The 25,642-nt window shown below is 54.8% G+C and carries 20 protein-coding genes; 5 read left to right on the forward strand and 15 right to left on the reverse strand.

Annotated elements, in window-relative coordinates; translation table 11 throughout:
* Positions 1 to 44: 44 nt before the first annotated feature.
* The 4 genes from ACR0BK_RS12850 to ACR0BK_RS12865 form a co-directional block, all read right to left on the reverse strand.
* Positions 45 to 500, reverse strand: coding sequence for a YaiI/YqxD family protein (locus ACR0BK_RS12850; protein ID WP_480554928.1), 456 nt, complete (start codon positions 498 to 500; stop codon positions 45 to 47).
* Positions 497 to 1,954 (reverse strand): Si-specific NAD(P)(+) transhydrogenase, encoded by a 1,458-nt coding sequence (gene sthA, locus ACR0BK_RS12855; RefSeq protein WP_480519916.1) that lies wholly within the window; start codon positions 1,952 to 1,954, stop codon positions 497 to 499. Before sthA ends, ACR0BK_RS12850 begins: the two co-directional genes overlap by 4 nt.
* A 3-nt stretch (positions 1,955 to 1,957) precedes the next feature.
* On the reverse strand, positions 1,958 to 2,791 hold the full coding sequence (gene fghA / locus ACR0BK_RS12860; protein WP_480477214.1) for an S-formylglutathione hydrolase: 834 nt from the start codon (positions 2,789 to 2,791) through the stop codon (positions 1,958 to 1,960).
* A gap of 103 nt (positions 2,792 to 2,894) precedes the next feature.
* Positions 2,895 to 3,824: an AEC family transporter gene (locus tag ACR0BK_RS12865; RefSeq protein WP_480519920.1), complete on the reverse strand. Its 930-nt coding sequence runs from the start codon at positions 3,822 to 3,824 to the stop codon at positions 2,895 to 2,897.
* A gap of 145 nt (positions 3,825 to 3,969) precedes the next feature.
* Between ACR0BK_RS12865 and ACR0BK_RS12870 the strand changes: the two genes are divergently transcribed.
* Positions 3,970 to 4,587, forward strand: coding sequence for a TetR/AcrR family transcriptional regulator (locus ACR0BK_RS12870; RefSeq protein WP_480554930.1), 618 nt, complete (start codon positions 3,970 to 3,972; stop codon positions 4,585 to 4,587).
* A 200-nt stretch (positions 4,588 to 4,787) separates the two neighbouring features.
* On the opposite strand, the gene crcB is transcribed toward ACR0BK_RS12870, so the two are convergent.
* Positions 4,788 to 5,150, reverse strand: a complete 363-nt coding sequence (crcB, locus tag ACR0BK_RS12875) for a fluoride efflux transporter CrcB (protein WP_480519924.1) — start codon at positions 5,148 to 5,150, stop codon at positions 4,788 to 4,790.
* Entirely contained in the window at positions 5,147 to 5,515 is a 369-nt protein-coding gene (locus ACR0BK_RS12880) for a fluoride efflux transporter FluC (RefSeq protein WP_480554932.1), read from the reverse strand. Before ACR0BK_RS12880 ends, crcB begins: the two co-directional genes overlap by 4 nt.
* Before the next feature lie 251 nt (positions 5,516 to 5,766).
* Here ACR0BK_RS12880 and ACR0BK_RS12885 point away from each other — a divergent pair, with 251 nt between their 5' ends.
* Positions 5,767 to 7,347, forward strand: coding sequence for an FMN-binding glutamate synthase family protein (locus ACR0BK_RS12885; protein WP_480477224.1), 1,581 nt, complete (start codon positions 5,767 to 5,769; stop codon positions 7,345 to 7,347).
* A gap of 85 nt (positions 7,348 to 7,432) precedes the next feature.
* On the opposite strand, the gene ACR0BK_RS12890 is transcribed toward ACR0BK_RS12885, so the two are convergent.
* Genes ACR0BK_RS12890 through ACR0BK_RS12905 form a run of 4 tightly spaced genes read right to left on the reverse strand, consistent with a single transcriptional unit; the run spans position 7,433 to position 11,349 of the window.
* On the reverse strand, positions 7,433 to 8,089 hold the full coding sequence (locus ACR0BK_RS12890; RefSeq protein WP_480477226.1) for an ABC-type transport auxiliary lipoprotein family protein: 657 nt from the start codon (positions 8,087 to 8,089) through the stop codon (positions 7,433 to 7,435).
* Complete coding sequence (locus tag ACR0BK_RS12895) at positions 8,086 to 9,402, reverse strand: MlaD family protein (RefSeq protein ID WP_480554934.1); 1,317 nt, start codon at positions 9,400 to 9,402, stop codon at positions 8,086 to 8,088. The genes ACR0BK_RS12890 and ACR0BK_RS12895 overlap by 4 nt, the downstream gene beginning before the upstream one ends.
* A 5-nt stretch (positions 9,403 to 9,407) precedes the next feature.
* Positions 9,408 to 10,223, reverse strand: coding sequence for an ABC transporter ATP-binding protein (locus ACR0BK_RS12900; protein WP_480519932.1), 816 nt, complete (start codon positions 10,221 to 10,223; stop codon positions 9,408 to 9,410).
* Position 10,224: 1 nt separating this feature from the next.
* Positions 10,225 to 11,349 (reverse strand): ABC transporter permease, encoded by a 1,125-nt coding sequence (locus ACR0BK_RS12905; RefSeq protein WP_480554935.1) that lies wholly within the window; start codon positions 11,347 to 11,349, stop codon positions 10,225 to 10,227.
* A 257-nt stretch (positions 11,350 to 11,606) separates the two neighbouring features.
* Here ACR0BK_RS12905 and ACR0BK_RS12910 point away from each other — a divergent pair, with 257 nt between their 5' ends.
* The 3 genes from ACR0BK_RS12910 to ACR0BK_RS12920 all read left to right on the forward strand — a co-directional run bounded on the left by ACR0BK_RS12910 (position 11,607) and on the right by ACR0BK_RS12920 (position 15,943).
* The gene (locus ACR0BK_RS12910; protein WP_480554936.1) at positions 11,607 to 13,145 is read left to right on the forward strand and encodes an alkaline phosphatase family protein; all 1,539 of its coding nucleotides are present in this window, start codon (positions 11,607 to 11,609) and stop codon (positions 13,143 to 13,145) included.
* Positions 13,146 to 13,346: 201 nt separating this feature from the next.
* Positions 13,347 to 15,242 carry a PAS-domain containing protein gene (locus ACR0BK_RS12915; protein ID WP_480477236.1) on the forward strand — a complete coding sequence of 632 codons (1,896 nt, stop codon included), beginning with the start codon at positions 13,347 to 13,349 and terminating at the stop codon, positions 15,240 to 15,242.
* Entirely contained in the window at positions 15,242 to 15,943 is a 702-nt protein-coding gene (locus ACR0BK_RS12920; protein ID WP_480477238.1) for a response regulator transcription factor, read from the forward strand. The genes ACR0BK_RS12915 and ACR0BK_RS12920 overlap by 1 nt, the downstream gene beginning before the upstream one ends.
* Positions 15,944 to 16,050: 107 nt before the next feature.
* On the opposite strand, the gene ACR0BK_RS12925 is transcribed toward ACR0BK_RS12920, so the two are convergent.
* From ACR0BK_RS12925 to ACR0BK_RS12945, 5 genes are read right to left on the reverse strand one after another with little or no spacing between them, the layout of a single operon-like run.
* Positions 16,051 to 17,361, reverse strand: coding sequence for an HlyD family type I secretion periplasmic adaptor subunit (locus ACR0BK_RS12925; protein WP_480554937.1), 1,311 nt, complete (start codon positions 17,359 to 17,361; stop codon positions 16,051 to 16,053).
* Entirely contained in the window at positions 17,345 to 19,492 is a 2,148-nt protein-coding gene (locus tag ACR0BK_RS12930) for a type I secretion system permease/ATPase (RefSeq protein ID WP_480554938.1), read from the reverse strand. The genes ACR0BK_RS12925 and ACR0BK_RS12930 overlap by 17 nt, the downstream gene beginning before the upstream one ends.
* Complete coding sequence (locus ACR0BK_RS12935; RefSeq protein WP_480554939.1) at positions 19,489 to 20,832, reverse strand: TolC family protein; 1,344 nt, start codon at positions 20,830 to 20,832, stop codon at positions 19,489 to 19,491. Before ACR0BK_RS12935 ends, ACR0BK_RS12930 begins: the two co-directional genes overlap by 4 nt.
* Complete coding sequence (locus tag ACR0BK_RS12940; protein ID WP_480554941.1) at positions 20,822 to 21,661, reverse strand: SapC family protein; 840 nt, start codon at positions 21,659 to 21,661, stop codon at positions 20,822 to 20,824. The genes ACR0BK_RS12935 and ACR0BK_RS12940 overlap by 11 nt, the downstream gene beginning before the upstream one ends.
* 46 nt (positions 21,662 to 21,707) lie before the next feature.
* Entirely contained in the window at positions 21,708 to 25,526 is a 3,819-nt protein-coding gene (locus ACR0BK_RS12945) for an Ig-like domain-containing protein (protein ID WP_480554942.1), read from the reverse strand.
* Positions 25,527 to 25,642 lie beyond the last annotated feature (116 nt).

Here is a 25,642-nt window from a genome sequence, read left to right on the forward strand (position 1 = left end):
GTTTCTGGTTGCAGGCTCGCATTTTAGCTTGCCGATGATTGCACTTATCCTCGGGTCGCTGCGCGAAGTTCCCGCTCTAACGCATCCAGAAACCTTGAACGATCTGCTTTGCTGAATGGTCGGCCGCCGCCTCCGGCCCCCAGCGGATTGGCGGCCCGCAGGTCAGCCATCAAATCACGCATTGCCAATTGCTGGCCTATGTTCGCTGCCGTAAAAGCTTCGCCGTTCGGGCGCAAAACTTGGGCACCCGCTGCGACGCATTTCGCGGCCAGAGGGATATCGGAGGTAACAACTACATCCCCTGCGCCACAGCGCTCTGCAATCCATTTGTCCGCTTCATCAGCACCTTCCGAGACCACGATGACCTGTACAAGCGGGTTTGCTGACGGTCGAAGACCGCCATTCGACACCAGTGCCATAGGCACCTTGTGTCGCGTAGCAACCCGTTCGGCCTCGGCCTTTACAGGGCAGGCATCGCCATCGACATAGAGCGTTGTCACGCCTTTTTGGCCTCTTTTTTCTCCGGTTCTGCAGGTTTCTTCCGCACCTTGAATTCCTCCGGGATCGGCATCCGGTTGAAAGCATCCAGCCCGGCGATCTTGTAAGCCTCGGCCAGAGTTGGATAGTTGAACGTGTTTTGAACGAAGTAATCGACAGTGCCCTTCAGGTTCAGCACCGCCTGAGCAATGTGGATCAGTTCGGTCGCACCTTCGCCCACAATCTGCACGCCCAAGACACGGCGGGTCTTCAGCGAAAACAGCATTTTCAGCATGCCGTGTTCCAAACCCATGATATGCCCGCGTGAGGTCTCGCGGAATCGGGCAACGCCGACCTCATAGGGTATGCCGCGCTCCTGAAGTTCTTCCTCTGACATGCCGCAGGTGGAAATTTCGGGAACAGAGTAGATGCCATAGGGGTACCATGGGCTTTCCGGCAGTGTAGGTGTCTCAAGCGCATGGCAGGCAGCCACGCGCCCTTGCTGCAGTGAAGTAGAAGCCAGCGAAGGGTGGCCGATCACATCACCGGTCGCATAGATATGCGGAACAGCGGTCTGATATGTCTTGCGGTCTACCTTGATCCGGTTGCGGTGATCGGTTTCAAGTCCGACAGAATCCAGATTGAGTTTCGATGTTGCGCCCATGCGCCCGGCGGCAAACAGCAGCATTTCCGCCCGCACGTGGCGCCCGTTTTCTAGGGTCACTTCGACGTGCTCGCCCGCATCTTCAATCTTTTCGACAGCCGATCCCAACCGCAGATCAACACCGTTTTCGCGGATTTGATGGGTGAAATCATGGATCAAGCGGCTATCGATGAAATCCAGAAACGTATCCCGCGGCTCGATCAGCGTAACCCGAACGTCCAGCGCCGAGAACATCGTGGCGTATTCGACGCCAATGACCCCGGCACCGATAACAACCAGTGAACGCGGAATTTCTGCCATTTCCAGAAATTCGTCGCCATCGACCACTGTCTTGCCGTTGAACGGAACGTAATCGGGGCGATAAGTCTTGGTTCCTGTCGCAATCAAAAACTTGGCGGCTGTTATTCGGGTAGTCTCGCCAGCATCAGTGGCGACTTCCACTTCGTGCGGTCCAATGAACCTTGCCAGACCGTTCAACGTATCGACATGGTTCCGGTTGAATTGATGTTCCAGCACGTCGACCTCGTGATCAAGGGTCATGTGCAGGCGGGCTTTGAGATCTTCGGCGCGGATCTGGTCCTTGACCCGATAGGAACGGCCATAAAAGCTGCGCTCGCGCCAGCCCGACAGATTCAGAACCGTTTCACGCAATGTCTTGGATGGGATAGTTCCGGTGTGAACGGATACTCCACCAAAACGGTCTTTGCGGTCGATCACCAGAACCCGTCGCTTGAGCTTGCCAGCCTGAATGGCAGCGGAACGCCCCGAAGGCCCGGATCCGATGATGACTAGATCATAGTCGTATTTGCTCATACCTCAGTCTCCGTACAGCGCTTCGGCGTGAAAAACGATGTGGTCTTCCATGAAGGTGGATACGAAGAAGTACGAATGGTCATACCCTGGCTGGAGGCGGAAGGTTGCTTGCTGGCGACGCTCAGCGATGGCTTGGGCAAGCGTTTCGGGGCGCAGCAGGTCAATGAACTGATCATTGCTGCCCGTATCGATCAGGACGGGACCGTCGAAACCGGTTTCCTTCATTAACAGGGAAGCATCGTGTTTGGCCCAAAGGGATTTATCATCCCCCAGATACGCGCCAAGCTGTTTGCGCCCCCAGTCTGCACCCGTCGGGTTCGAGATGGGCGCAAAGGCCGAAACCGAGCGGTACCGTCCCGGAAGGTTCATGGCCAGTGTCAATGCACCATGCCCGCCCATGGAATGACCGGTTATGGCCTGTCGCTCGCTATCGATGGCAAAGTTCTCGAACAGCAAGGCGGGCAATTCGTCGGCAATGTAATCCAACATCCGAAAATGCGGTGCCCAAGGCTCCTGCGTGGCATTCACGTAAAACCCAGCGCCCTGGCCCAAATCGTAGTCGTCGTGATCCGCAACACCTTCACCGCGTGGCGAAGTGTCGGGAAACACCACTGCAATGCCCTGTTCCGCAGCCCACGCCTGTGCGCCGGCTTTTGTCATCGCGTTTTCATGAGTGCAGGTCAGACCAGACAGATACCACAATATCGGAACCGGGCCATCTTTCGCCTCGGTCGGAAGAAAAAGGCCAAACGTCATGTCGCATTGGCATGCCGACGAAGCATGGCGATACACGCCTTGCACTCCGCCGAAACAGGCATTTTCCGAAAGGGTTTCCATCAGGCATCGTCCTTATTCTAGAGTCGCAACATGGCTAACGATCCACGGACCCGGCGTAAAGTCCGAGTGCCTTTGGAGAGAGTATTTTTAAAAAAGGTGAAGGTCAGGGAGTTCCTAGAGTCGCAATAACAAGCGGTATTGTGACAATGCTGACGAGCGTCGACAGCAAAATAGCAGCCGAGGCACGCTGTGGGGCAATGCCGTAATGCGCGGCCAACATATAGACATTTCCTGCTACGGGCAGAGCGGACGCCGCAATTGCAACACTTGCCGGGAATGTTTCGACCGGGATCAGCCAGATCAGGGCGATTGCCACGAAAAGCGGGTGGAGCACCAGCTTGCAGAAACTCAACCAGGCTGCGATCTGAATTCTTTCTGCGGATTTGCCAGCCAGGGACGCGCCGATTGCAAAAAGCGCTCCGGGGGTAGCGGCACCACCGAGAATGGTCAGAAAGCTGTTCAGCGGATCGGGAACCGGGATTTGCAGGGATGACCAGACGAGCCCGGCAGAGATCGAGACAATCATCGGGTTCTTGAGCAGACCCATTCCAATCAGTTTGAAAGTGGCTGGCGTCAGCCTTCCGTCACGCCCACCGTTGATCAGGATCACGATCAGAGACGAGAATACAACCAGATCTACGGTCAGAACCAGCATGACCGGGCCAATAGCTGCTTCGGTGAACAGCACCGCGAGCATTGGCAGGCCAAGAAAGCCAACGTTTCCAATGGCAGCGCACTGTGCTTCAACCGCCGAAGTCGGCACATCAAGGCTGCGAATCCACGCTACGCAAGTGGCTATGCCATAAACAGCGGCGGTGCCTATGAGGTAACCGAAGATCAGTCTTGCGTTAAAAATCTCTGCAAAGGGCAGGGTCGCCGCAAATCGAAAAAGCATTGCCGATAGTGCGAAGAAGAATACGAACTTGGTCAGATATGCGGTTGCTTCGGCCGTAAAGAACCGTGTGCGCCCAGCCCAAAAGCCAAGGCCGATGATCGCAAAAAAGGGAAGTGTACGCAAAAAGATATCGGCCATGGGCCAAGTCCTAACACGGTTTGAAACCGTCGCAAGAGACCTGCGGCACAATTAGAGCATTGCCAGATATTAGCGAAATACGAGAATCCTTGTACCTGAACCGAACGGTTTATAAACTGTGTCAGGTATTGCTCAAGGAGATGACATGACCCAGACCGCCACCATCCTGCGCACAGGCCGAAAGTTCGATCAGGTTTTGCGCGGGGCCCGAGAGGTTTTCATGGCGGATGGATTCGAGGGCGCAAGCGTGGATGATATTGCACGCGCGGCTGGGGTGTCAAAAGCAACCTTGTACAGCTATTTCCCGGACAAGCGTCTTTTGTTCATGGAAGTTGCGCAAACGGAATGCTGTCTGATGGCTGAACGGATCATCGCGATGATTGACGAGACCAAACCCGCCCGCGAAGTGCTGATGATCGCGGCCACGCAATTGACGGCGTTTCTGGTTTCAGATTTCGCGCAGCAAGTTTTTCGGATTTGTGTTGCCGAACGGGACCGGTTTCCGGAACTTGGCCGCGCATTTTATGAAGCGGGGCCGCAAAATGGCCAGCGTCAAATGGCGGAATATCTTGAAAAAGCCGTGGCCAAAGGTGAGTTGGCGATTGAAGATGTTTATATCGCGGCTGAGCAGTTCTCCGAGCTTTGCAAGGTAAGAATCTGGACCCGGGCCGCATTTGGAATTCAGAATTCGTTCAGCAAAGAAGAAATCACCGAAGTGGCGACACAAGCCGTGGATATGTTTCTTGCCCGTTATGGGGTCTGATCCGATTAAGAAATGGCCCATGTCCGGGTCAAGGACACAGGCCATTGCTCACACACCAGAACACTCGATGCAGTTCAGCTTAATGCAATAAGTCTTTTCAAACTCTTTATTTGTCAAAGCGTTGGCGTGGCTTGGGACCCAACGTTGGTCGGAAAGAAAAGCAAATCAGTGTTCGAGTTTATTGCCCAGCTTGGTAAGCTTCAGCGCGTTAACAGCAGGCCAAGCCAGAAAGCGAACCAGCACAGAGCAAGGCTGAACAGAATATTGCCTGCTGCCAAAAACAATGTGCGTTCGCGGTGAAGCTCGAGCGATTGGTAGGCAAAGCTGGAAAAGGTTGTAAAACCGCCGCAAAACCCGAAAACAAGGCGTTTTTGGTCCTCGGCTATGTCTACAGGACCTCCCAAATACCCCACCCAGATCCCCAGCAACAAGCTGCCCAATACATTTACGAGCAAGGTTGCTAGTGGCAAGTCGTGCCGAATTTTCAGCGCCAGCCAATGGCGCATCACGGCCCCCAGACCCCCACCCAACGCGAACATGGAATGAAGATACAATTCGCTCATGACGGCGACTTTTCAGAGTGAAAATGACGACCAAGGCTTTCGCCAATCAGCGCGGCCGCAAGGCCAAATGAAACTTCCAGCCCGATTGCCAGGGACGTTACCCATAGGCCGCCTTCGGCCATACGTTCAAGATCAGCAACAAAAGATGAGAAGGTCGACAATCCGCCGCAAAATCCGACGGTGCCAAGATACAGAACATGCGCGTGCACCTTATGGCGCACGGAATACAGCCAGCCCAGAACAAAACAGGCGGTCACGTTGATGCCGAAAGTCGAAGTTAGAAAGCTGAGGCCGGGGATTTCTAGTGCAAACGCCTCACGCAACAACGACCCAAGCGCCCCACCGACGAAGACGGACAGAAACATCACGCTTTTTCGTTCACGCCAGAGGTGGGAGTGTGTGTTTGCCAAGGATCGGCCCTTTGTCGTCCGGTTAGCGTGATTTATCCGCTGGTTGCACTGGGTTCAACAGTTGGTCCGTTCGTAACATGATTTCACATTTGCGTCCCTCAGCAGACATTTTACCGCTGACACTTGAAATAAAATTTCAATCTGTTTCACGTTGAGTTCTGACAGCATGGCTCATCAGCCCGATAAAAACACAAGGAGTTTGGAACATGATTGTACGCAGAATTTTCTTTTTTCTAAGCTGTGTCTGTCTGCCAGTGGTTCTGATCCTTGGGTTCTTCTGGTCGCCTGCCCATTGGCTTCTGATCATTTTGGTGCCGTACGCGATCATCGGTCTTTATGATGTTTTGACGACCAGGCACAACGTCCTGAACAACTATCCGGTTCTTGGCCATTTCCGGTACATGTTGGAATTTGTAAGTCCGGAAATTCGCCAGTACTTCGTTGAAACCAACGAAAGTGGCCGGCCTTTCAACAGAATTGTCCGAGGGCTGGTATATTCTCGGGCCAAGGGGCAGGTGGACACACAGGCGTTCGGCACGCAATACGACATTACCGAAACCGGGTATCATCGCGCCAACCACTCACTTGCCCCCAAACATGTAGACAAAAGTGAAGAACGCATATTGCTGGGCGGTCCACAATGTACGCAACCATACAGCGCCTCGCGTCTTAATGTGTCTGCCATGAGCTTTGGCGCGCTCAGCGCCAACGCCATCCGCGCGCTGAACGGAGGAGCCAAGGATGGGGGGTTCGCGCATAACACCGGAGAGGGCGGTCTGTCACCGCATCACCTGGCTGAAGGCGGAGACATCATCTGGCAGATCGGGACGGGTTATTTCGGGTGCCGGACCCCGGCTGGTGGATTTGACAAGGACAAGTTTGCCGAAAAGGCAAGAAAGGACGTGGTCAAGGCTATTGAGATCAAGCTGTCACAAGGTGCAAAGCCCGCCCATGGCGGTGTTCTGCCTGCTGCCAAAGTTGATGCTGAGATTGCCGAGATACGTGGTGTGCCAGAACATCAGGATGTGATTTCTCCGCCCACCCACAGTGCATTCGATGGGCCCACGGGTTTGATGCATTTTGTCCAGCACCTGCGGGAAATGTCAGGTGGCAAACCTGTCGGTTTCAAACTGTGCATCGGCAGGCCGTCCGAGTTCATGGCGATCTGCAAAGCAATGCTTGAAACGGGTATCTTGCCGGATTTCATCACGATTGACGGGGCAGAAGGGGGCACAGGCGCAGCCCCGGTGGAATTTACCAACCGGTTGGGTATGCCCCTGAACGAAGCCTTGATCTTTGTCAGCAACTGTTTGCGCGGTGTCGGAGTGCGTGACAAGATTCGGATCATCTGCTCCGGCAAAGTGGCGACCGGTTATGACATGGTCGAGAAGTTGGCGCTTGGTGCAGACATGTGCAACTCGGCGCGCGCGATGATGTTTGCGGTTGGTTGCATCCAGGCATTGCATTGCAACACAAACCGTTGTCCATCAGGGGTGGCTACACAAGATCCCATCCGCGGGCGCGCCGTGAATGTGCCTCAGAAACGTCGGCGTGTTCATCGCTATCACGATGCCACGCTGGAAAGTTTCCGCGAGCTTTTGGGCGCCATGGGCAAGGAAAAAGCATCCGAGTTACATCCCCGTGATATCTTGCGCCGCACTGCGGACGAGCATGAGCGCAGCTATGCCGAACTTTATACCTATCTGGAGGACGGCGCCTTGTTAAAGGACGACATTCCCGAAGAATTTGCAGATGATTGGAACCGAGCTTCGGCCGCACAATTCTGAAAACCACATTGGGTAGAGCAATGTTTGGTCATGTGAAAGCGCGTCTGTAATTGCCCGCTTTTTCCGCCGTCTTATGCGGCTTTCGTTATCTGGGAATGGATCGCGGGTTGTTTGCCACGTGGGTATTGATCTTGCGAATGCTCCATTCTACAGAATCTCGCATCGCGCGCCCCAAAGCCAGATCAAACGCGTTGATCAGATCGGGTGTCTGATCGCTTGCCGCCACGACGTTTTCCTGGAACGAGCTGGACGCAATGATCTTGTCTTCGTATTCGTCGATCACCTTGATGTTAATACGAACTTCGACGCGAATTTTGGTTCCATTCTCGGTGTCTTCGATCACGACCCCCTGAAACTCTCGAAGGTCCGGGGCGATTACGTAATCGGCTCGCAGACCAACGGTTGAGCGTCCAACAGCTGCGACTTTGCCCGAGTTCTCAAAGCTTTCGACCAATAGGGTTTGAACGATCAAGGGCGCGCGATCCACCCAGCGGGCGCGGGGCAAATATTGAACCTGCAACGCGGTAGGTTGAATGGCAATCTGATCCGTGTTCACTGCGGCAGTTGCCGTCGGTTCCTGAACGACGATCTGCTTTTCAATCCTGGGCAGCGCTGAGGAAAAAGTGCTTTTAGGGGTCAGCAGATACAAGTCATTCGGTTTCGCCGCTTGTTTCAACGTGCCCAGACCAGCGCAGCCGCCAAACAACACGACCATCAACATTGCAAGTGCAGGCTTGATCATTGACGGAACTCCGATGCTTGGGTGCCCAGAAGAAAACGTGCCGGATCGCGTTCAACTTTGTCTACGAGGCGATCCAGACTGATAACAAGACGCTGGGATTCTTCGATAAAACGAACAAACTGAGGCAACCCGACACGTAGGAAGTCTGACACTTGTCGGCGGTTGCTCTGCACGATTTCGTCGATGGTTCCCAGCAATTCGGACGCGGAATTTGACGCGCTCAGGACGTCGTCAGAGATCTGATCAATCTTTTCCGTTATGCCCGCGACGGTTTCGGTCACCTGATTGGCCGCCTTCCGGACATCTTCCGCAACAGGTGCCACGTCTTCCTCCATGACACGATTTGCAGAGTCAAAAGCGGATTCTGCCGAAGCCAGCGCCCCCTTGGCGGACTCCATCGCCGTTGTAATCGAGCCAAGCGCCGTATTGGCGTTCAGAACGGTTTCGTTCACAATTCCAAGGGTAACGCTGCCTTCATCAGACAAAACGGTCAATCGTTCAGCCAGTTGCGAGCCTCGCTCGATGAAAGGCTTCACGTCCTGCTGCAAAATGCGGTCAGCCGTCTGAAGGGTTGTTTTAGCTTCGTCCAGCGCGGTCTTGGCGGACCCGGAAGCCGTTTTGACGGCTTCCAATGTTTCCGTACCGGTCTTGAGCGTTGTTTGAGCAGTTTCGATCAGTGGGTCCAGCCGCTTTGAAAACGCGCCAATATCCTGCGCAGCGCTGCCGATGTCATTTGCCACGGATTCAAAACTTGTCAGTGTATTGTCCAGTTTACCTGTGGCCGAAGCAAGATTGTCCAGAATACCGCTCACAGCTTCCCGGTTTTTATCATCGACGACTTTGTTCAGGTTCTCCAAAAGCGTTACGGCTTCATCCAGAACTTTTGGCGCGCCTTCGAACAGGGATTGAATTGCGCTGCGTTTGCTCTTGATAATGCTCTTTTGTGGCAATCGTTCAGCGTTAGCCGATCCGCCGGTCAGTTCAACATAACCAACACCGGTTACGCCAAGTGACTGAAGCTGTGCGATTGTCTCATTGGTTATAGGAATGTCTGCGTCCACTTCGATCCGCACCCGAACCTTTGACGGGTCATTTTCGTCCAGTTGCAAGGAAACGACCTGCCCGACAGGCAAGCCGTTGAAGTTCACGCCGCCGGCCGCCGACAAACCTGCGACATTGTCAAAAAGTACATCGTAATAAGCGTATTGGCGCGTGATCTCAAACTTGGCGAGCCACAGGAAAAAGCCGAATGCGCCCAGCAACCCTGCAAGGGTAAACGCGCCGATCAGGATATAGTTCGCCCGGGTTTCCATTGCCTTTACCTGTTTTGCCCCTTCTGTTGTGCCGCGCGGGCGCGGGGGCCTGTGAAGTATTCCTGTACCCAAGGATGGTCGACCTTGGTCATATCCTCAATCGGACCTTCAACCAGCACGCGCTTTTCTGCAAGCACTGCAACGCGGTCGCAGATCGCGTAAAGACTGTCCAGATCATGGGTGACCATGAAAACGGTCAACCCAAGTGCCTGCTGTAATTCGCCGATCAGTTCATCATACGCCGCTGCGCCGATCGGGTCCAATCCTGCGGTTGGTTCGTCCAGAAAAACGATCTCGGGGTCAAGAGCCAGCGCCCGGGCCAGCGCAGCGCGCTTGCGCATGCCACCCGACAGTTCTGACGGAAACTTGCCGCAACTCAGCTGTGGCAGTCCCACGAGGCTGATCTTCAACGCACCCAGAGACTCCATTAGTTTTTCGCTGAGACCTGTGTGTTCCCGCAACGGAGCCATCACGTTTTGCAGCACGGTCAGTGACGAAAACAAGGCCCCGTCCTGAAAGGCAACACCCCAGCGGCGTTCGATCCTGCGGCGGTCATCCTCTGGGCCATTCAGAACATCGACGCCCAGCACTTCGATTTCTCCGGCGGCGGGTTTGTTCAGCCCTACGATAGTTCTGAGTAATACGGATTTACCGGTGCCCGACCCGCCAACGATTCCCAGAACTTCTCCCTTCCAGACATCAAGATTCAGGTTTTCGTGTACCACCTGGGTACCGAACTGAGTTCGGAGCCCGCTTACACGAATGACAGCCTCACGGTCTTTAGTTGTGGCGACTGATGGCTGTGGTGTATCCCCGGTCATGTCATATTCCGATCTCTGAGAAGAAGATCGAAAACAAAGCGTCGATTGCGATCACCATGAAAATGGATTGAACAACTGATGCTGTCGTACGTTGACCGACACTTTGGGCGGACCCTTTGACCTGCATTGCCTGCCAGCAGGCAATTACGCCGATGACGAGCGCAAAGAACGGAGCTTTGATAAGACCGACCGCCAATTGCCAGACGTCGGTGTTTTCCTTCAAACGAGTAAGAAACATGCCGGGGCTTACCCCCAGGTCGATCCAGCTCATCAATGCGCCACCAAACAGACCCGCGATATCGGCGACAAAACCCAGTATGGGCAGCATGATCAACAAGGCCAAAACGCGGGGAATGACCAGAACTTCGATCGGGTCCAGACCCAGCGTTCGCATTGCGTCGATTTCTTCCTGCACTTTCATCGAACCGATAGATGCGGTGAATGCAGAACCCGAGCGCCCGGCAACAATAATTGCCGTCAACAATATGCCCAATTCACGCAGAACCGAGATCGAGATCAGTTCGACAACGAATATCTCAGCTCCAAATTGCTTCAACTGGGTTGCGCCCTGAAAGGCCAGTACGACACCGATCAGAAATCCCATAAGGGCCACGATTGGCAGTGCTTTGAACCCGGTCTCTTCCATGTGTGTGACCAGCGCTGCCTTGCGCAGTCGCCATGGCATGAGAATGGTACGAAACAGCCGATGCAGTGTCAGACCCAGAAATTCGAGGATGGAAAGCGTATCCCGCCAGGCACCAACAGTGATGTGACCCATTTGTGCGATCAAATCTAACAGACTTCGCGGTTTATCAAGTTCACCGGGTTCGTCGGGTATGCTGCGGGTTACAGTATCTATCAGAGTGGCATGTGCCGGTTTCACCCCTTGAAATTCAAGTGTTGCACCTTGCGACGTGAAGCGTTTGCCAAGGTCCGCGATCAGCCAGGCACCGCCGGTATCCAGGGCTTCGACCTCGGACAGATCGAGAACAAGCCTGTCTCCGGTTGGGCGGACAGAGGCAAAACCTTGTTCAACGGTTTGCAGCGATTGCGTGAGCAGCTCTCCGGATATGCGTACACGAGTACCGCTGGAATCGTGTTCTGAGATTATCGAAGGCTGCGTCATGAGGTCATGTGAAGTGAAACATTCAATGACCGCAATGGCTTTGTGCTATTGAACATCTTTTTGCCGCGCCGGATGGCCTTGACGTCACGCCGACCGTCGCATTGGAGCTATGCTGAACAGGTGCTTACCAGAAGTTATCGCACAGCAACTTTGTCGGGATAATACGCCTTTGTCCGACCGACAAATCGGTTGCGCTATGGCGGGAAGCAATACACATTCCGCGTTGTTTATTACGGCGCGGAATCGGAGAAGTCGGTATGCATCAGACCAAGAACGTCTTGTTTGTCATCATCGATCAACTCAGAGCGGATTGCCTGTCGGGGGCCTTGGCAGACCATGTGAACCTTCCGAATTTGCGGGCTTTTATGGATGAGGCCGTGACCTTTACCCGCCATTTCTCGGTCACCAATCCCTGCGGTCCCTCGCGTGCATCGATTCTGACCGGCCAATATGCGATGAATCATCGGTCGGTTAGAAACGGAACGCCGTTGCGACACGATACCCCGAACATTGCCACGGAAATGCGCAAAGCTGGTTACTTGCCAATGTTGTTTGGGTACACAGATACCTCCGCCGATCCGCGCGTCCATGATCCCAATGACCCTGACCTCAAGTCTTACGAACAGTCGATGACCGGGTTCGTTGAAGTTGTCGAAATGCGCCTTGAAGAATCATATCCATGGCAAGCCCATCTGATGAAAAAGGGGTATCAGTTCGAAAAGTACTGGGACGTCTACAAGCCCGTTTCGCCCGATGGTGGACACCCGCAGCTGAATGATCCCGCGCTGTACCGGGCAGAAGACAGCGATACAGCCTTTCTGACCGATGCCTTTCTGGACGGAATCGCGCCTCATCGTGGAAAGGGTTGGTTCGCCCATTTGACCTATATCCGCCCGCATCCGCCGTTGGTCGCACCGGCCCCCTACAATGACATGTATGACCCGGCGGACATCCCTCTGCCGCACTGCTTGCCGAGCGCAGCAGCAGAAAAAGCGCTGCATCCGTTCTTCGGACCAAAGCTGGATACCTATAGCGCGAAAAAATTCGTTCACGGTTTTGATGACGTTGAACCTACGGACGAAAACAATCGCACTTTGCGTGCTATATATCTTGGCCTGGCAACAGAGGTTGATCACCACATCGGTCGTGTTGTCCAATACCTGAAGGACAGCGGGCAATACGACGATACACTGCTGGTTATCACCGCCGATCATGGTGAAATGCTGGGGGATCGACACAGCTGGGGCAAGATGACGGTCTACGATGCGGCGTATCACACACCGCTGATGATCCGTTTGCCCGGGAATGAAGCTATGGCGGGAAGCAAGATCACCGTTCCAACCGAGTCTGTGGATGTCACACCAACCATATTGGACTGGATTGGACAGGCTGTTCCGAACGCTATGGATGGACGGTCCTTGCTGCCATTGTTGCGGGGTAATATCCCAGACGATTGGCGCGACTATTCTTTCAGCGAACTTGATTTCTCAGAACCTGAAAACCCGACGTTATGGCAGCAAGAATTGGGGACCGGTAACAGCGACTCGTGTTTGGGAATATTGCGGGATGAACGGTTCACCCTGGTCGAGTTCGCTGCCGACCTGCCCCCGATCCTGTTCGACCATCAAGGTAAGGGCGAATTCGAGAATGTCGCGGAGAATCCGGATTTTGCAACAGATCTCGCACGGTTAGGCCGACAGATGTTGCGCCACCGGATGAAAAATATGGACCACACATTGTCCTTGCACTCGATCACAACTGAAGGCGCAAAATCCTGTCCCAGATACACATCTTAGAACGCGGTTTATTGTCAACGTTCATCTATTCTGGCTGTACCGGACGCTCGGTCACGGGCGGGTTTGTCGAAGTATTTTGCTTTGTGCACTCCCGGATTGCAAAAAGCAATTGAACGAAGACAGGGTCCGAAACGCCTCCCCTCAATTCCACTACCCGTGCATGGTTTCAGATGCTAGGCATGAGCCGAGGAGAAGACGAAGTTGGACATAACGGAAAAGCGTATCAAGGCGATGACGACCGCCGGGCTGAACCTGATAGGTCAGGCGCTTTCCATTTATGACAGCAAATTGCAACTTGTGCTCAGCAATCGCCGTTTCCAGGAAATGTTCGGTTTGCCGGACGAGCTTGTTCAAAGGGGTGCTTTGTTTCGGGATACGATCCACTTTCTTGCCAGCCGCGGTGAGTATGGCGACGATGAAAGTGTCGAGGAAATGGTCAATCTGCGCGTCCAGCAAGCCTTGGCGTTTGAGCCTCACTACATGGAGCGCGTGCGTCCCAATGGGCAGGTTGTTTCAATTGAAGGCGCACCGCTGCCACAAGGCGGGTGGGTCGCGGTCTACACCGATATCACCGGAACGCGGCGGGCGGAAAACCTGTTGCGCGCGCGGTCTGAGGAACTGTCGGAACAGTTGCTGAGCCACGCGGAAGAACTGTCCGCAACCAACCGCAAACTTGCGGCCACGATCGCGGCGCTGGAAGAGGCCAAGCGGGAATTGACCGAAATCGAAGCTCGCACACGTATGGTGACCGAGATGATGCCGGCTCATATTGCGCATTTGGACAGCGACGGCCGATACGATTACTCGAACCGTCGCCTGAGCGCCGTCATGCCTGGGCGTCCGTCCGATATTCTGGGGCTTCACATTTCTGAAGCGCTGGGTGCGACCGCCTTTGAACGGGTTAAGGCCCAATTGTTTAAGGCCTATAGCGGAGAGCCGTCGGTTTTCGAGTTCACCGAAGATCAGGATTCCCGACGCATCCGGGTTTCGTTTACGCCGGATGGGGCAGGGGGTGTGTACGTGATGTCGGTGGACATCACCGAAGAGACACAGGCACGCGTTGCATTACAGCAAACCCGCCGCCGGGCGATGGCAGCCCAGATGACCAGCGGGCTTGCCCATGACTTTTCCAATCTGCTCACTATCATCCTGGGGATGCAGTCCCGCCTCGACAAGATGGATTTGCCGGATGGCGCTCAGGAACTTGTGGCCGCAACTCAACAAACCGCGCGCCGGGGCGGGCAGCTGCTGAACCGGATCGCCGACATGACTGGAAACCGAACGCCGCAACCGCAGGCAACGGACATCGGGGGATTGTTGGAAGACCTGAGGATTCTGGCGACACCCTCACTGCCTCGCGGTGTGGGCCTGTCCGTCGTAAACACCTTGCCAAAACAAACATTGATGCTTGATCCGGGTATGGTTCAGGATGCGCTTTTGAATTTGGTCCTGAATGCCCGGGATGCCTGCGGGAGCACGGGTCAAATCACAATCAGTGCACATGCCATAGGTGAGATCTGGATCGAAGTCACGGTTTCCGACACCGGGCCGGGGTTTTCACCCGAGGCGCTAGAAAAGGCACTGAACCCGTTTTTCACAACAAAAGGGAGCGACGGGTCAGGACTGGGGCTGCCGATGGTTTATGATACGGTCAAGCTTGCCGGTGGCGATCTGAATCTAAGAAATACACCATCTGGGGCCTCAGTTGTCATGCGTTTGCCTTTTCGGCCCGCTCCTCCGGCTCAGGGTGGATTGGTACTGTTGGTTGAAGACAGCGAAGACCTGCGCGGGCAGTTTAGGGACATGCTGGTGGATTTGGGCTTTACTGTCATTGAAGCAAATTCAGTTGATGAAGCACTGGCCTTGATATCGAGTGTGAAGGACATTTCGCTGGTCTTGTCGGATATCCGTCTGGAAGGACACGGTACAGGCTTGGACATCCTTGAACAGTTGAAACCGGGGTTGCCGCTTATCCTTATGACATCTCTGCCAAATTCAGATCCGCTGCATCAACGGGCGCTTGCCCTGGCACCTGTTTTGCGTAAACCGTTCTCACAGGCTCAATTGTCTGCTCTGATCCAAACCGAGGCCGCCTGATGTCGCAACCACTGGTGACCATTCTCGACGACGAACCCGAGATACGGCGCATTCTGACGGATGCACTGGAGGATGCCGGTTTCCGGACGCAGAGTTTTTCCCGTGCCAGAGAGTTTGAAGCAGCCCTTAATCGAGTAACCCCTGATGTTTGCCTTGTGGACCTGTCTTTACCAGATACCGACGGGCTGGCGCTAGTTCATCGCTTGGCGCTGGAACAGGGTGCAGCAGTGATCATTATTTCCGGCCGGGCACAGGTTCAGGACCGTGTGACAGGGCTGGAGTTGGGCGCGGATGACTATATTACCAAGCCGTTTGACCCGACAGAAGTCGTTGCCCGGGTGCGGGCCAGGTTGCGCGCGCCGCGCGGTCGGACATCACAATCGGACAGGGCGGAATTCAACGGCTGGATTGCGCATTTTGATCGGTATGTTCTGGAAGACGGGTCAGGGACTGAAACACCTTTCAGCCATGCTGAAGGCGAGGTTTTGCGTCTGTTTCTGGAAAGCCCCAAGCGGCTGATCAGCAGGGGGCAGATGCAGGAGTCCTTGGGCGGTGCGGCCGGCGACAGTTTTGATCGTGCTATGGATGTCAGAATCTCCAGGTTGCGTACGAAACTTGGTGAAGATCCAAAGAATCCGCGCCTGATCAAAACGATTTACGGTGCCGGGTATATTTTCCTGGGGGATGTCGACTGGAAATAGTGACCCCCTGGTGGGCAGATTGCGAACCTGAATTTCTTTCCGCCCTCTGCGTCAGGCGATGTTGATAGAAAAACACTGTAAGCGTCGGAAAAACAACTATTTTGCACTTACTCACGCAAAGCTTGATCTTTTATCTTCACGACAGGTTCCAGCAGATACTCCAATACGGATTTTCGACCTGACAAAATGTCAACCTCTGCGATCATGCCGGGTATGATTTCCACCGCGACACCATTTCCATCGAGCATTGTGTCGCTCGTGCGAATTTCCACAACGAACACCTCTTCGTCGTTCCGCTCTGAACGTTTGACGGTATCGGCGCCAATCCGTAGGATTTCACCATCCAGCGCCCCGTATCGCGCAAAATCATAAGCCGTGATCTTTACCTTTACGGGCTGTCCAGCACGTAAAAATGCAATATCTTCGGGCTTTACGTAAGCCTCGACCAATAGTGTGTCGTCCAGGGGAACAATCTCGACAAGGTCTTCGCCACTTCGCGCCAAACCTCCAATGGTGGTTCGGTGGATGCGGTTGACGATACCGCGAACCGGAGAGCGAACCTGCGCTCGTGCAGCCCGGTCGCGTAGGGCTGGCAAGGCGGGTTGCAAAGCCGCCAGTTCCGCAGTTGCAATAGCCAATTCAGTAAGTGCAGCGCTTCGAAATCGGCTATGAGCAGCTTGAATCCGATCGTCGATTTCATCCAAACCAGTTTGCAACCTGTTGGTCACGGCTTCGGCCCGGACCTTGCGACCGCGCCACTCAGCCTCGCTGCGCCGCAACGCCAGCAATGTTGTCGCAGGTTCCATTTGCCGCTCAACAAGCGGAGCAATGATTGCACGCTCCTCCCCAAGTACATTTAGGGTTTCTTCTGCCGTCACCTGATCCACTACACCTTCTTCGTGTTCTCGCTGCTTTTGTTCACGCTGACGTTCCAAAATTGCGATTTCTGCCGCCAGCTCTGCTTGTCGACCCTGATACAATGCAGTTTCCGAACGCACGACACTGGGTGCACCTTCGATCAGCTGCGCATCGAAACTTAATTGTGTTCCATCAATTTCTGCCTGCAAACGTTGTGCACGGGCTTGCAGCCCGAAAGCGCGCTGTTGTTCCTGGCTAAGTTGGCTGTCGATTTGTGTGGCGTCCAGTTCCATCAACAATGCCCCTTTGTCGACCAACTGGCCTTCGCGCACATGAAGCGACCGCAGCACGCCGGGCTCGGCGGCGTCGATCTCCTGTATGTCTCCCGAAGGCACGATCCGCCCATCGACGCGCGTTACGTCATCCAACTCGGTCAAATGTGCCCACAACCCGGCCGAGACAATACAGGACAGGATCAACAGCAAGAGCAATGAACCACGAACGGGAGAGCGCCCCTGCATTTCGCGCGCCAACTTCGCCAGATCAGGATGCTGCGACATTCAAGTGCCTCCCTTTCTGGCGCATGTGCTGCGTCAGTAAGCTCTTGGGTCCATCAGCTGCGATTTTTCCGTTTTCCAGAACGATAACCCTGTCCACAAGCTCCAGCAGGCTGGTTCTGTGCGTTACAATGACCAGGGTTGATCCGGAGGTTGACGTACTCAGGCGTTGAACCAGTTGGGCTTCGGTTTTGACGTCCATCGCACTGGTTGGCTCATCAAAAAGCAAAACCGGAGGACGCCCGACAAGTGCCCTTGCAAGGGCGATTGCTTGCCGTTGACCCCCGGAAAGCCCCTCACCGCGTTCCGCGAGTTGAAGGTCATAGCCCGACGGATGGCTGTTCACGAATTCTTCGACACCGGCAATACGACCGGCTTCGACTATATCGCAATCTCTGGGTCGGACTGCACCGCTGGCGATATTCTCCCGGACAGACCCCGAAAAAAGCCAGACATCCTGCAGGACAGATCCAATATTGCGCCGCAAGTCACCTGGGTCGATCTGACGTATGTCGAGCCCATCGATCATGACCGAGCCTACTCGTGGCGTGTAAAGCCCCAATAGCAGGCGCGCAATCGTGCTTTTCCCGCATCCGATTTGACCTAGAATTGCGACTTTCTCACCAGGCATTATAGTGAAAGACACGCCTCGCAGGGTATCTTCGCTTTGGTCAGAATACGAAAAACACACGTTATTAAAGGCAATTGCCCCTTTGAAATCAGATCGGGTCAGCCATGTGCGCCCCTCCGGGCGTTCGCTTTCTGCGTGCATTAGCGCATTGAGGTTGCGATAGGCGCATCTGGCCTGGTTTGCGCGCGTCAAAGTCTGCGCCAGTTGACCCAGAGGGGCCAACGCCCGTCCAGTCAACATTACCGAAGCGACCAGGGCACCCATGCTGGCCTGCCCGTCAGTGATCAGAAAAACACCAAGAAATACAACAAGCACTTGCGCGGCCTGTTGGGTGAAACCGGTCAGGTTCAGGGCAAATTGCGTGACAGTCCGGCTTCGCGCACCATGCGCTGATTGCTGTTCGATGGCCTGTTCCCATCGTGCGCGCATTTTTCGGCCTGCTGCCGTTGTTTTAATGGTTTCAAGTCCCGAGACAGCCTCAACCAGAACTGATTGCTTGGACTGCCCGTCGGACAGGCTTCGTTCCGCCATCCTTGATAAAACTGGTTGCACCGCCAAACCTGTCAGGAGCACCACCGGTACGGCCAGTGCAGGGATCAAAGCCAGTTGTCCGCCCACCAGAAAGATCGCCAGGATAAACAATCCAATGAACGGCAGGTCGACAACGGCCACCAGCGTCGCGGATGTAAAGAACTCTCGCAGAGTTTCAAATTCGCGAATGGTGCTGGTCATGGCACCGGTAGACCCCGTGCGCGATTTCATCTGGATGTTCAGCAACTGGTCGAAAATGCGCCGGCCCATCAACAAGTCGGCTTTCTGCCCGGCCTTGTCGATAAACCCCGCCCGCAGCAACTTGAGGGTAAAGTCAAAACACAGTGCCAACGCCACACCCACGGTCAAAGCGATCAGCGACTCCGTTGCTTCGTTGGGCAATACCCGGTCATAGACCACCATGATGAATACGGACGTGGACAAACCAAGAAGATTTGCCAGCGCCGCTGCTAGCGCGACCTGAATGTATGACCACCGGTTTGCGGTTAGTGCGTTCCAGAACCAGTGACCGCCATGTGAACCGGACACCCCCAATGCTTCGCCGTCGTGATGGCGCCGGAACAGGATTGCGTAACCGGTATAACAGGCTGCCAGCCTGTCTTCAGAAATCTCACCGACACCTTCGCCTACATCTGGGTCGAAGACCAATAAAGTACCCTTCTGCCTTCGTCCGTGAAAGACAACGGCTTTACCCTCTGCCAACAGCAACAGGGTGGGTGTCAGATTGTTATCCAAATCGGAAAGGCGCTTTGCCCCATACCCCGCCTGCATACCCGCCTTTTGCGCGAGGGTGAGAATGTCCCGTATTGTCAGATCCCCGTCTGCGCCACTTTGCGCCGCGTGCAGCGCCGCGAGACTCAATGGCCGTTCAAGTGCCGACGAGATATTCAACAGACAGGCTTCAAACGGTGTAAGCAGCGAAGCATTGGGGGCAGGGTCGGATGCGTTCATTGCGTATTGCCCCAGTCGCCCAATGAAACCCCGAGCAGGTCGAGTATGTCCCCGGTCAGGCTTAGGGCTGCATAATTGGTCAGAAAGTAGCTATGTTCCGCAAGGATCAAACGTTCCTGAGCATTAACGTAGTCCCGCTGTGCATCCAGAATTTCAATGAGGCTACGACGACCGATCGAAAATTGTTCGCGGGAAGCTACGACATTTTCCGCGTTAGCCTCCACGGCAATCCGGGCTTCTCGTAACCGATCGGCACCCGCTTTTTGATCCGAACGGATAAAACCCAATTCTCGCGTTATTTCGCGGATAAGCTGCTCGCGCGCAAACTCGGTCTCTTTGACCAGCGATTCCGCCGCTGCTATTGCAGCGCGGCGCTGGCCGGTGCTGTCCAGCTCGTAATTGAAAGAAAGATCCACTCCAAAGTTCGCGTCACGATTGTTATTCTGGTTCGCGAATGCGGCGACCCTGACATCAGGGCTGCGACGCGCATGCGCTGCGGACCATTCTGCCTTGGCAGCAAGTAGGCTTGCATCGGACCGCCAAACCTGAGGGCTGTTCATTATGATCTGCATGTCACTTCTTTCCAGTCCAGGTGCCGGAACTGGTGCAGAAAGAGCGCCGGGCTCATCCCCGAAAACCTCGCGGAATCGCGCTTCGGCGCGGTCTGTTCGCGCATGCGCATCAGCCAGCTTTGTGCGCGCATCGGACATGCGCGACCGGGCTGCCAGAACGTCGGCACTCGAACCGACACCGTTTTCTGTTCGGTCGGTTATCTGGCGAACAAGCTCTTCATGTGTTAGAACATTCTGTGCTGCGATGCTTCGAATCTTTCGTTGATCGAGGACAAGTACATAGGTCTCGATAGCTGCGAGAGCAGTGGATGAGGCTGTTTGAATCTGATCGCCTCTGCTTTCCAAGACACGTGCCCGCGCAGCGGTCAGATCCCCTGAGGACGCCCCTCCGTCATAGACCAATTGTGAAACCCTCACATACGGCGATACATCCGCTACATCTGAGGCAATCCTTTCAGATCGTGCGTTTAGCCCCAGCGAAATCTCCGGGAGAAAAGCGCCTTCAGCTGCGTCTTGTTTGGCTTTCGCGATGCCCATTCTGGATTTGACTTGCGCCAGGTTGGGGCTGTTCTCGACCGCCTTTTTCACCCGCTGCCCGAAGGCGCTGTGGCTGAGTGTTTTTGATGGTTTTGTTGCCCTGGCACCGGCTGTTTGGGCTGCAAAGGACATCGCAACTGGCGTCAAATCGGGCGGGCGGGTGCAGGCGGAAATCGAGACCAAAAGCAGACTGAGCGTGACAAGATGCAGTGAATACTCATTAAATCGCATACTGACCCTCCTGCCACCGATGGTCCAGTAGGCTTTCTTTTTGTTGGGCGGCGGCCAGCGCTTCTAGAAAATCTGAAGCATCAGATCGTACGCTTGGCGACGACCCGTTGACCAATTGTTCGGCGCGCAATTGAGCGGTCGATAGCCACGAAAAATGGGTCAAGGAAACTTGGTGGGCATATATGAGGCGCAGGCCACCGTTCATGGCGAGCAATGACAGATGCGCTGAAGGAACTTGCTGCAAGGCAACCACGTTGACACCAAAGTAACCGTCGAGGCTTTCGTCCGTTTGTGCGCAGGCGAGTGGAGAAAAAAGCCCCATACCGGCTATCGTACGGCACAATTGATATGTGTTCTCCAGTGATGCTGTGAGAGTGTGAAAGAACGCTTGGACTTTTTGCAGTTCCGGCCCCAACTCTCCGGTTTTGTCAAAGAACGGCTCATCTTCGGGGTTGTCGGTAACCAAGTCCAAGCTTTCGTTGACAAGCAAGTCAAACTCCCCCTCACCGATTTTATCGTGAAGTTCAGGTGGCAGGAATTGAAACGGTGCACATCGCAGTGCAGAAGGAACATAGCTTGCACGCCAATCCCCTTCCGCTGACACGAATGGCGTCGGTTTGTCTGGTGTCATCGATAAGATTGCGACAGGGTAAAATCCCCGGTCGGATTTCAAAAATGCGATTGGAAAAGTGGCTGCTGCCTGAAGAATCTCTGCCTCTGCCACCGGGCAGTCGACTATATCGTGCGCGAATTCGAACGACGTGTAACGTTTCCAGAACCGATGACCATGTCGTAATCGTGTGATCGGGGTTAAGCCATTCTTTGCCATAACTGCCTCATGAAAATGATGGGCGCCAATTTGTTTCGAAGCCGCGTCAGGCGGTCGCGCCGGTTGGGTCGGTGTGTATGATGTTGTCCGCGGTCAAGCCGCTGAGATCGCCCAAACCATGGAAAGTGGCGAGGGTTTCGACGTTGGCGTCGCCTGGTGTCACGAAATCAACTTTGATCAGAACACTGTCCGTTCCGTCCGTTGCCATCACATAGAGCTCATCACCTGTAGATGCCCCGGCAAGGCTTTCTACAGCCGTTTCGAGTGTAACGGCATTGAGGTCCGCAAGAACGGTATCGAGGCCTACAAATCCAGTATCTATGCCCAATGTGCCACCGACAGAAAGCAGTTCGAAACCCGTACCATCACCGCGGAGCGTGGCGACATTCAGTCCGCTGAACATTAGGGCGTCGGTTACATCTGCTGCAGACCCAATTGTGAAACCGGTTATGCTGTCTACGCCATTGTTATTAGGGTCGGCTTCAAAGACAACGACGTCCCGCCCAGCTTCGGTGATGTCAATACTATCATCGCCACCACCGCCACGAATGATTGTATCCGTGTTTGCCGCGGTTAGGATGTCATTGCCATTGGTGCCAAACTGAATTGCAACAGGGCCACCTTCAGGTGATTTTATCGCTAACTCAATGGGTTGAGCAGCGTCCTGTACTGTCATCGTGAAGGTGACAAGAGGTTGGGACAAATCAGAAAAAACAGTCGCCGCCCCAGCGAAGTTGATGATGTCACCTGTGCCTGGGTTTGCCAGGAACAAATCAAACGCGCTGTGTTCCGTGTCTGATCCAATGTCGAATGTGGCAACGGCTGAGTCGAACTCAAGCTCCGCTGTAAAAGCCAGGCCACCAGAGATGTCACGATTTGCATCGGCATAAATGGCAAACGTTACGGTTGACCCACTGCGCCCGACTTCAGAGATCACGTAGGCAGCTGGCTCATGAGCAACCGCCTGATCCGATACAGGAAAGGGATCTGGTCCTCCTGCAACAGTTGCCTGGGCAGAGAAAATAAGATCATCCCCAGCCTCTATGGCGGCGAAATCTGACGACGCGACAGCCAGTGTCCAGGATCCGTCCGCGGTTACTGTCGCGCTACCGACGGAACTGCCGTTCAGCAAGACATCCACGACCTGGCCGTTTGAAAGCCCGGCAGAGGAACCGCTGACAGTAATGCCTGACAGCTTGGCGTCGGCAAGGGCCACTGCGTTGTTTACGCCGATATCGTCCAGCATCAGAACAGGCCGAAAGTCCGTCGTTACCGAACTGCTTGCCGCAACCGAGCTGTTGCCGGCAATATCGTCAACTGTTGCGGAGATGGTGTGGTTTGTTCCGTCGGACAGCGCGCCTAGGTCGCTGGCTGGCACAGTGATCGCCCAGGTTCCGCCCGATGCAATACCGGTATAGGTTTGCCCGCCAAACGTGACAGACACTGTTTGGCCATCTTCGGAGGTCGTCGTGCCTGAAATTGTCAGGTCTGTAGCTTGTTCCGTTACATCCAATACGGAGCCAACCGGCAAACTGTCGATCGTGATTGCTGGCGCCGTAAAATCGGTTGTAAAACTTGTCGAGGTTTGGTTGCCATTCCCAGCCGCGTCGGAAACAGAAGCCGTGACGTGGTAGGTGCTCGCATCCTGAAGCCCTGATAGCTCCGCCGATGTGGCTGTGTAGGTCCAGACACCACCGGTTACCGTTGCGGTACCGCTTATATCTACTGTTCCGTCTGCGCGCGCGACCTCCACGGTAATGACCGTTCCATCCTGAGCGTCTGAGGTTCCCGAGACAATCAGGTCGGTACCTTGCTCAGCAGCGTTCATAACAGTGCCGTCAGAAATACCGGTTATTCCCAGGGTAGGGGGTGTGAAATCGGTCGTGAAACTGTTGCTGGCCTGTGACGCCGGATTTCCTGCGGCATCCGAAACGTCAGCCGTGACCGTCACGGTGGCGGCATCAGAGAGGGCCGCAAGGTCAGCAACAGGGACAACTGAGCTCCAAGACCCTCCGGCTGCTGTAGCACTGTAAGATTGACCGTTCAAAGTGACGGTCACGACTTGACCGTCTTCGGCCGACGTTGCGCCCGATATTGTCAGGTCCACCGCCTTTTCGGCAGCATTCATGAATGCGCCGGTCGAGAATGTGTCGATGCTGAGGGTTGGTGCTGTGACGTCTTTCAATAGTGTCACATCAGCCTGAGGGGCTGTCAGCCCGTTTGCGTCGCTGACGTCTGCGGTAATCTGAAAGCTGCCTCCGTCGGCCAAAGATGCCAGATCACCCGCTGGGACTGTTACAGTCCATGTTCCGCCCGTCACTGTTGAGGTATATGTTTGACCATCCAGAGTGACAGTGACTTGCTGACCATCTTCGACATTGGCGGTTGTCCCGCTTATAGCCAAGCTTGCCGCGGCTTCAGCAGCATTGAGAACTGCGCCGACGGAAAGCGGAGATATCGAAATTGAGGGGCCGGTCAGGTCCACAGGTACAGTAACAAGAATCGGCGCGGCCGGGTTGCCCGCGATGTCCTCGACCGCCACAACAATTGCAGCAGGTGTTCCGGTGGATAGACTACCGAGGTCGGAATTGGGGATCGTGACAGTCCAGTTTCCGCCTGTCGCAGCACCACTGTACACCTGACCGTCGAACGTGACGATGATGGTTTGCCCGTCTTCGGCCGTGGTGGAACCCGTTAAGGTTAAGTCACCAGCCACATCAATCAGGTCAATTGATCCACCCGCAACTGGATCCAGAGAAACACTTGGCGCGGTGAAATCCGTATCAAAGCTTCCGCTGGCCTGTGCGGCCGGGTTTCCAGCCGCGTCAGTCACGTCTGCCGTTACATTTACGATTGCGCCGTCAGGCAAGGCGCTAAGGTCAGCCGCCGGGACGGTTACGCTCCACTGTCCACCGGAAACCGTACCGGAATAGCTTTGCCCGTTCAGTGAAACCGTTACGATTTGCCCGTCTTCAGCATCAGTTACACCGGTGACCGTCAGGTCGGTGGCCTGTTCGGCCAGGTTGAGTACCGGCCCGTCAGAAAATCCGGTGATTGACAGGCTTGGCGGGACCGTATCGATGTCAAACTGAACGGATTGTGTCGACAGCTCAGCCCCCGACCCATCCAGGTTCCTGATGGTCACCGTCGACACCCCCTGTGGAAGCGCGCTGGCCTCGGCGGCTGTCAGAGAGATGCTCCAGCTGCCATCGGGGTTGGGTGTCACGGTTTTGACCAGTGACCCTATTGTGACTTCGATAGTCGCAGTCCCTTCGGGAGCGATGGCGTTGGTGCTGCCATTGTTCAGTGCAGTGGATTGCAGCTCTGCGAGGTTGAGGCTTGTGTATGTCGGCATGGGTTCGGATACGACGGGGCTGTCTTCACCGCCACCGCCGCCACCTCCTGCGGCCGCAGCCGCCCCGGCCAGACCCAATCCGCCCAACGCCGCGCCGGCCCCACTGATGCCGCCTGCGGACGCGCCTGCTTCCACAGCGCTGAACTGGGCAATCTCCTGAACCACATTCTCAGCGATCATGATGGCACCGCTGTCCAGGATCTGGACGTTTTCAGCCGCCACAATCATTGTGCGGCCATCGGCCATTTTTAGAAGAACATCGCCATTCTTCAACAACTTGACAGAGCGAACGCCTGGAATGGTTTCCGCGAATTGAAAAGCATACAGTTCTTCAATTGTGACTTGTGATAACGCGGGCAAGGCCATCAAAGTTGAAATCAACCCACCGGCAGCGCCGCGCCCTGCCCAGCGACCAAGTTTTCCATCGATCCACTGACGAATGTGTTGCTTGCGGTCCGTTTCCGAAGGTTCAGCCGCCGGACGGTTGTTGAACTCTGGTGCTTTGGTCATCTTACCCTCACATGTGGTTTCCGCGATCACCGAAAAGGAAGACATGTCGCGCTGATAACGGCTGGCTCATCTGTCTTTCCCGCTGGTTACTGTTGCGATCGAAAGTGAAAAATTGA

It is taken from the genome of Ruegeria sp. AF1 (genome assembly GCF_056542125.1).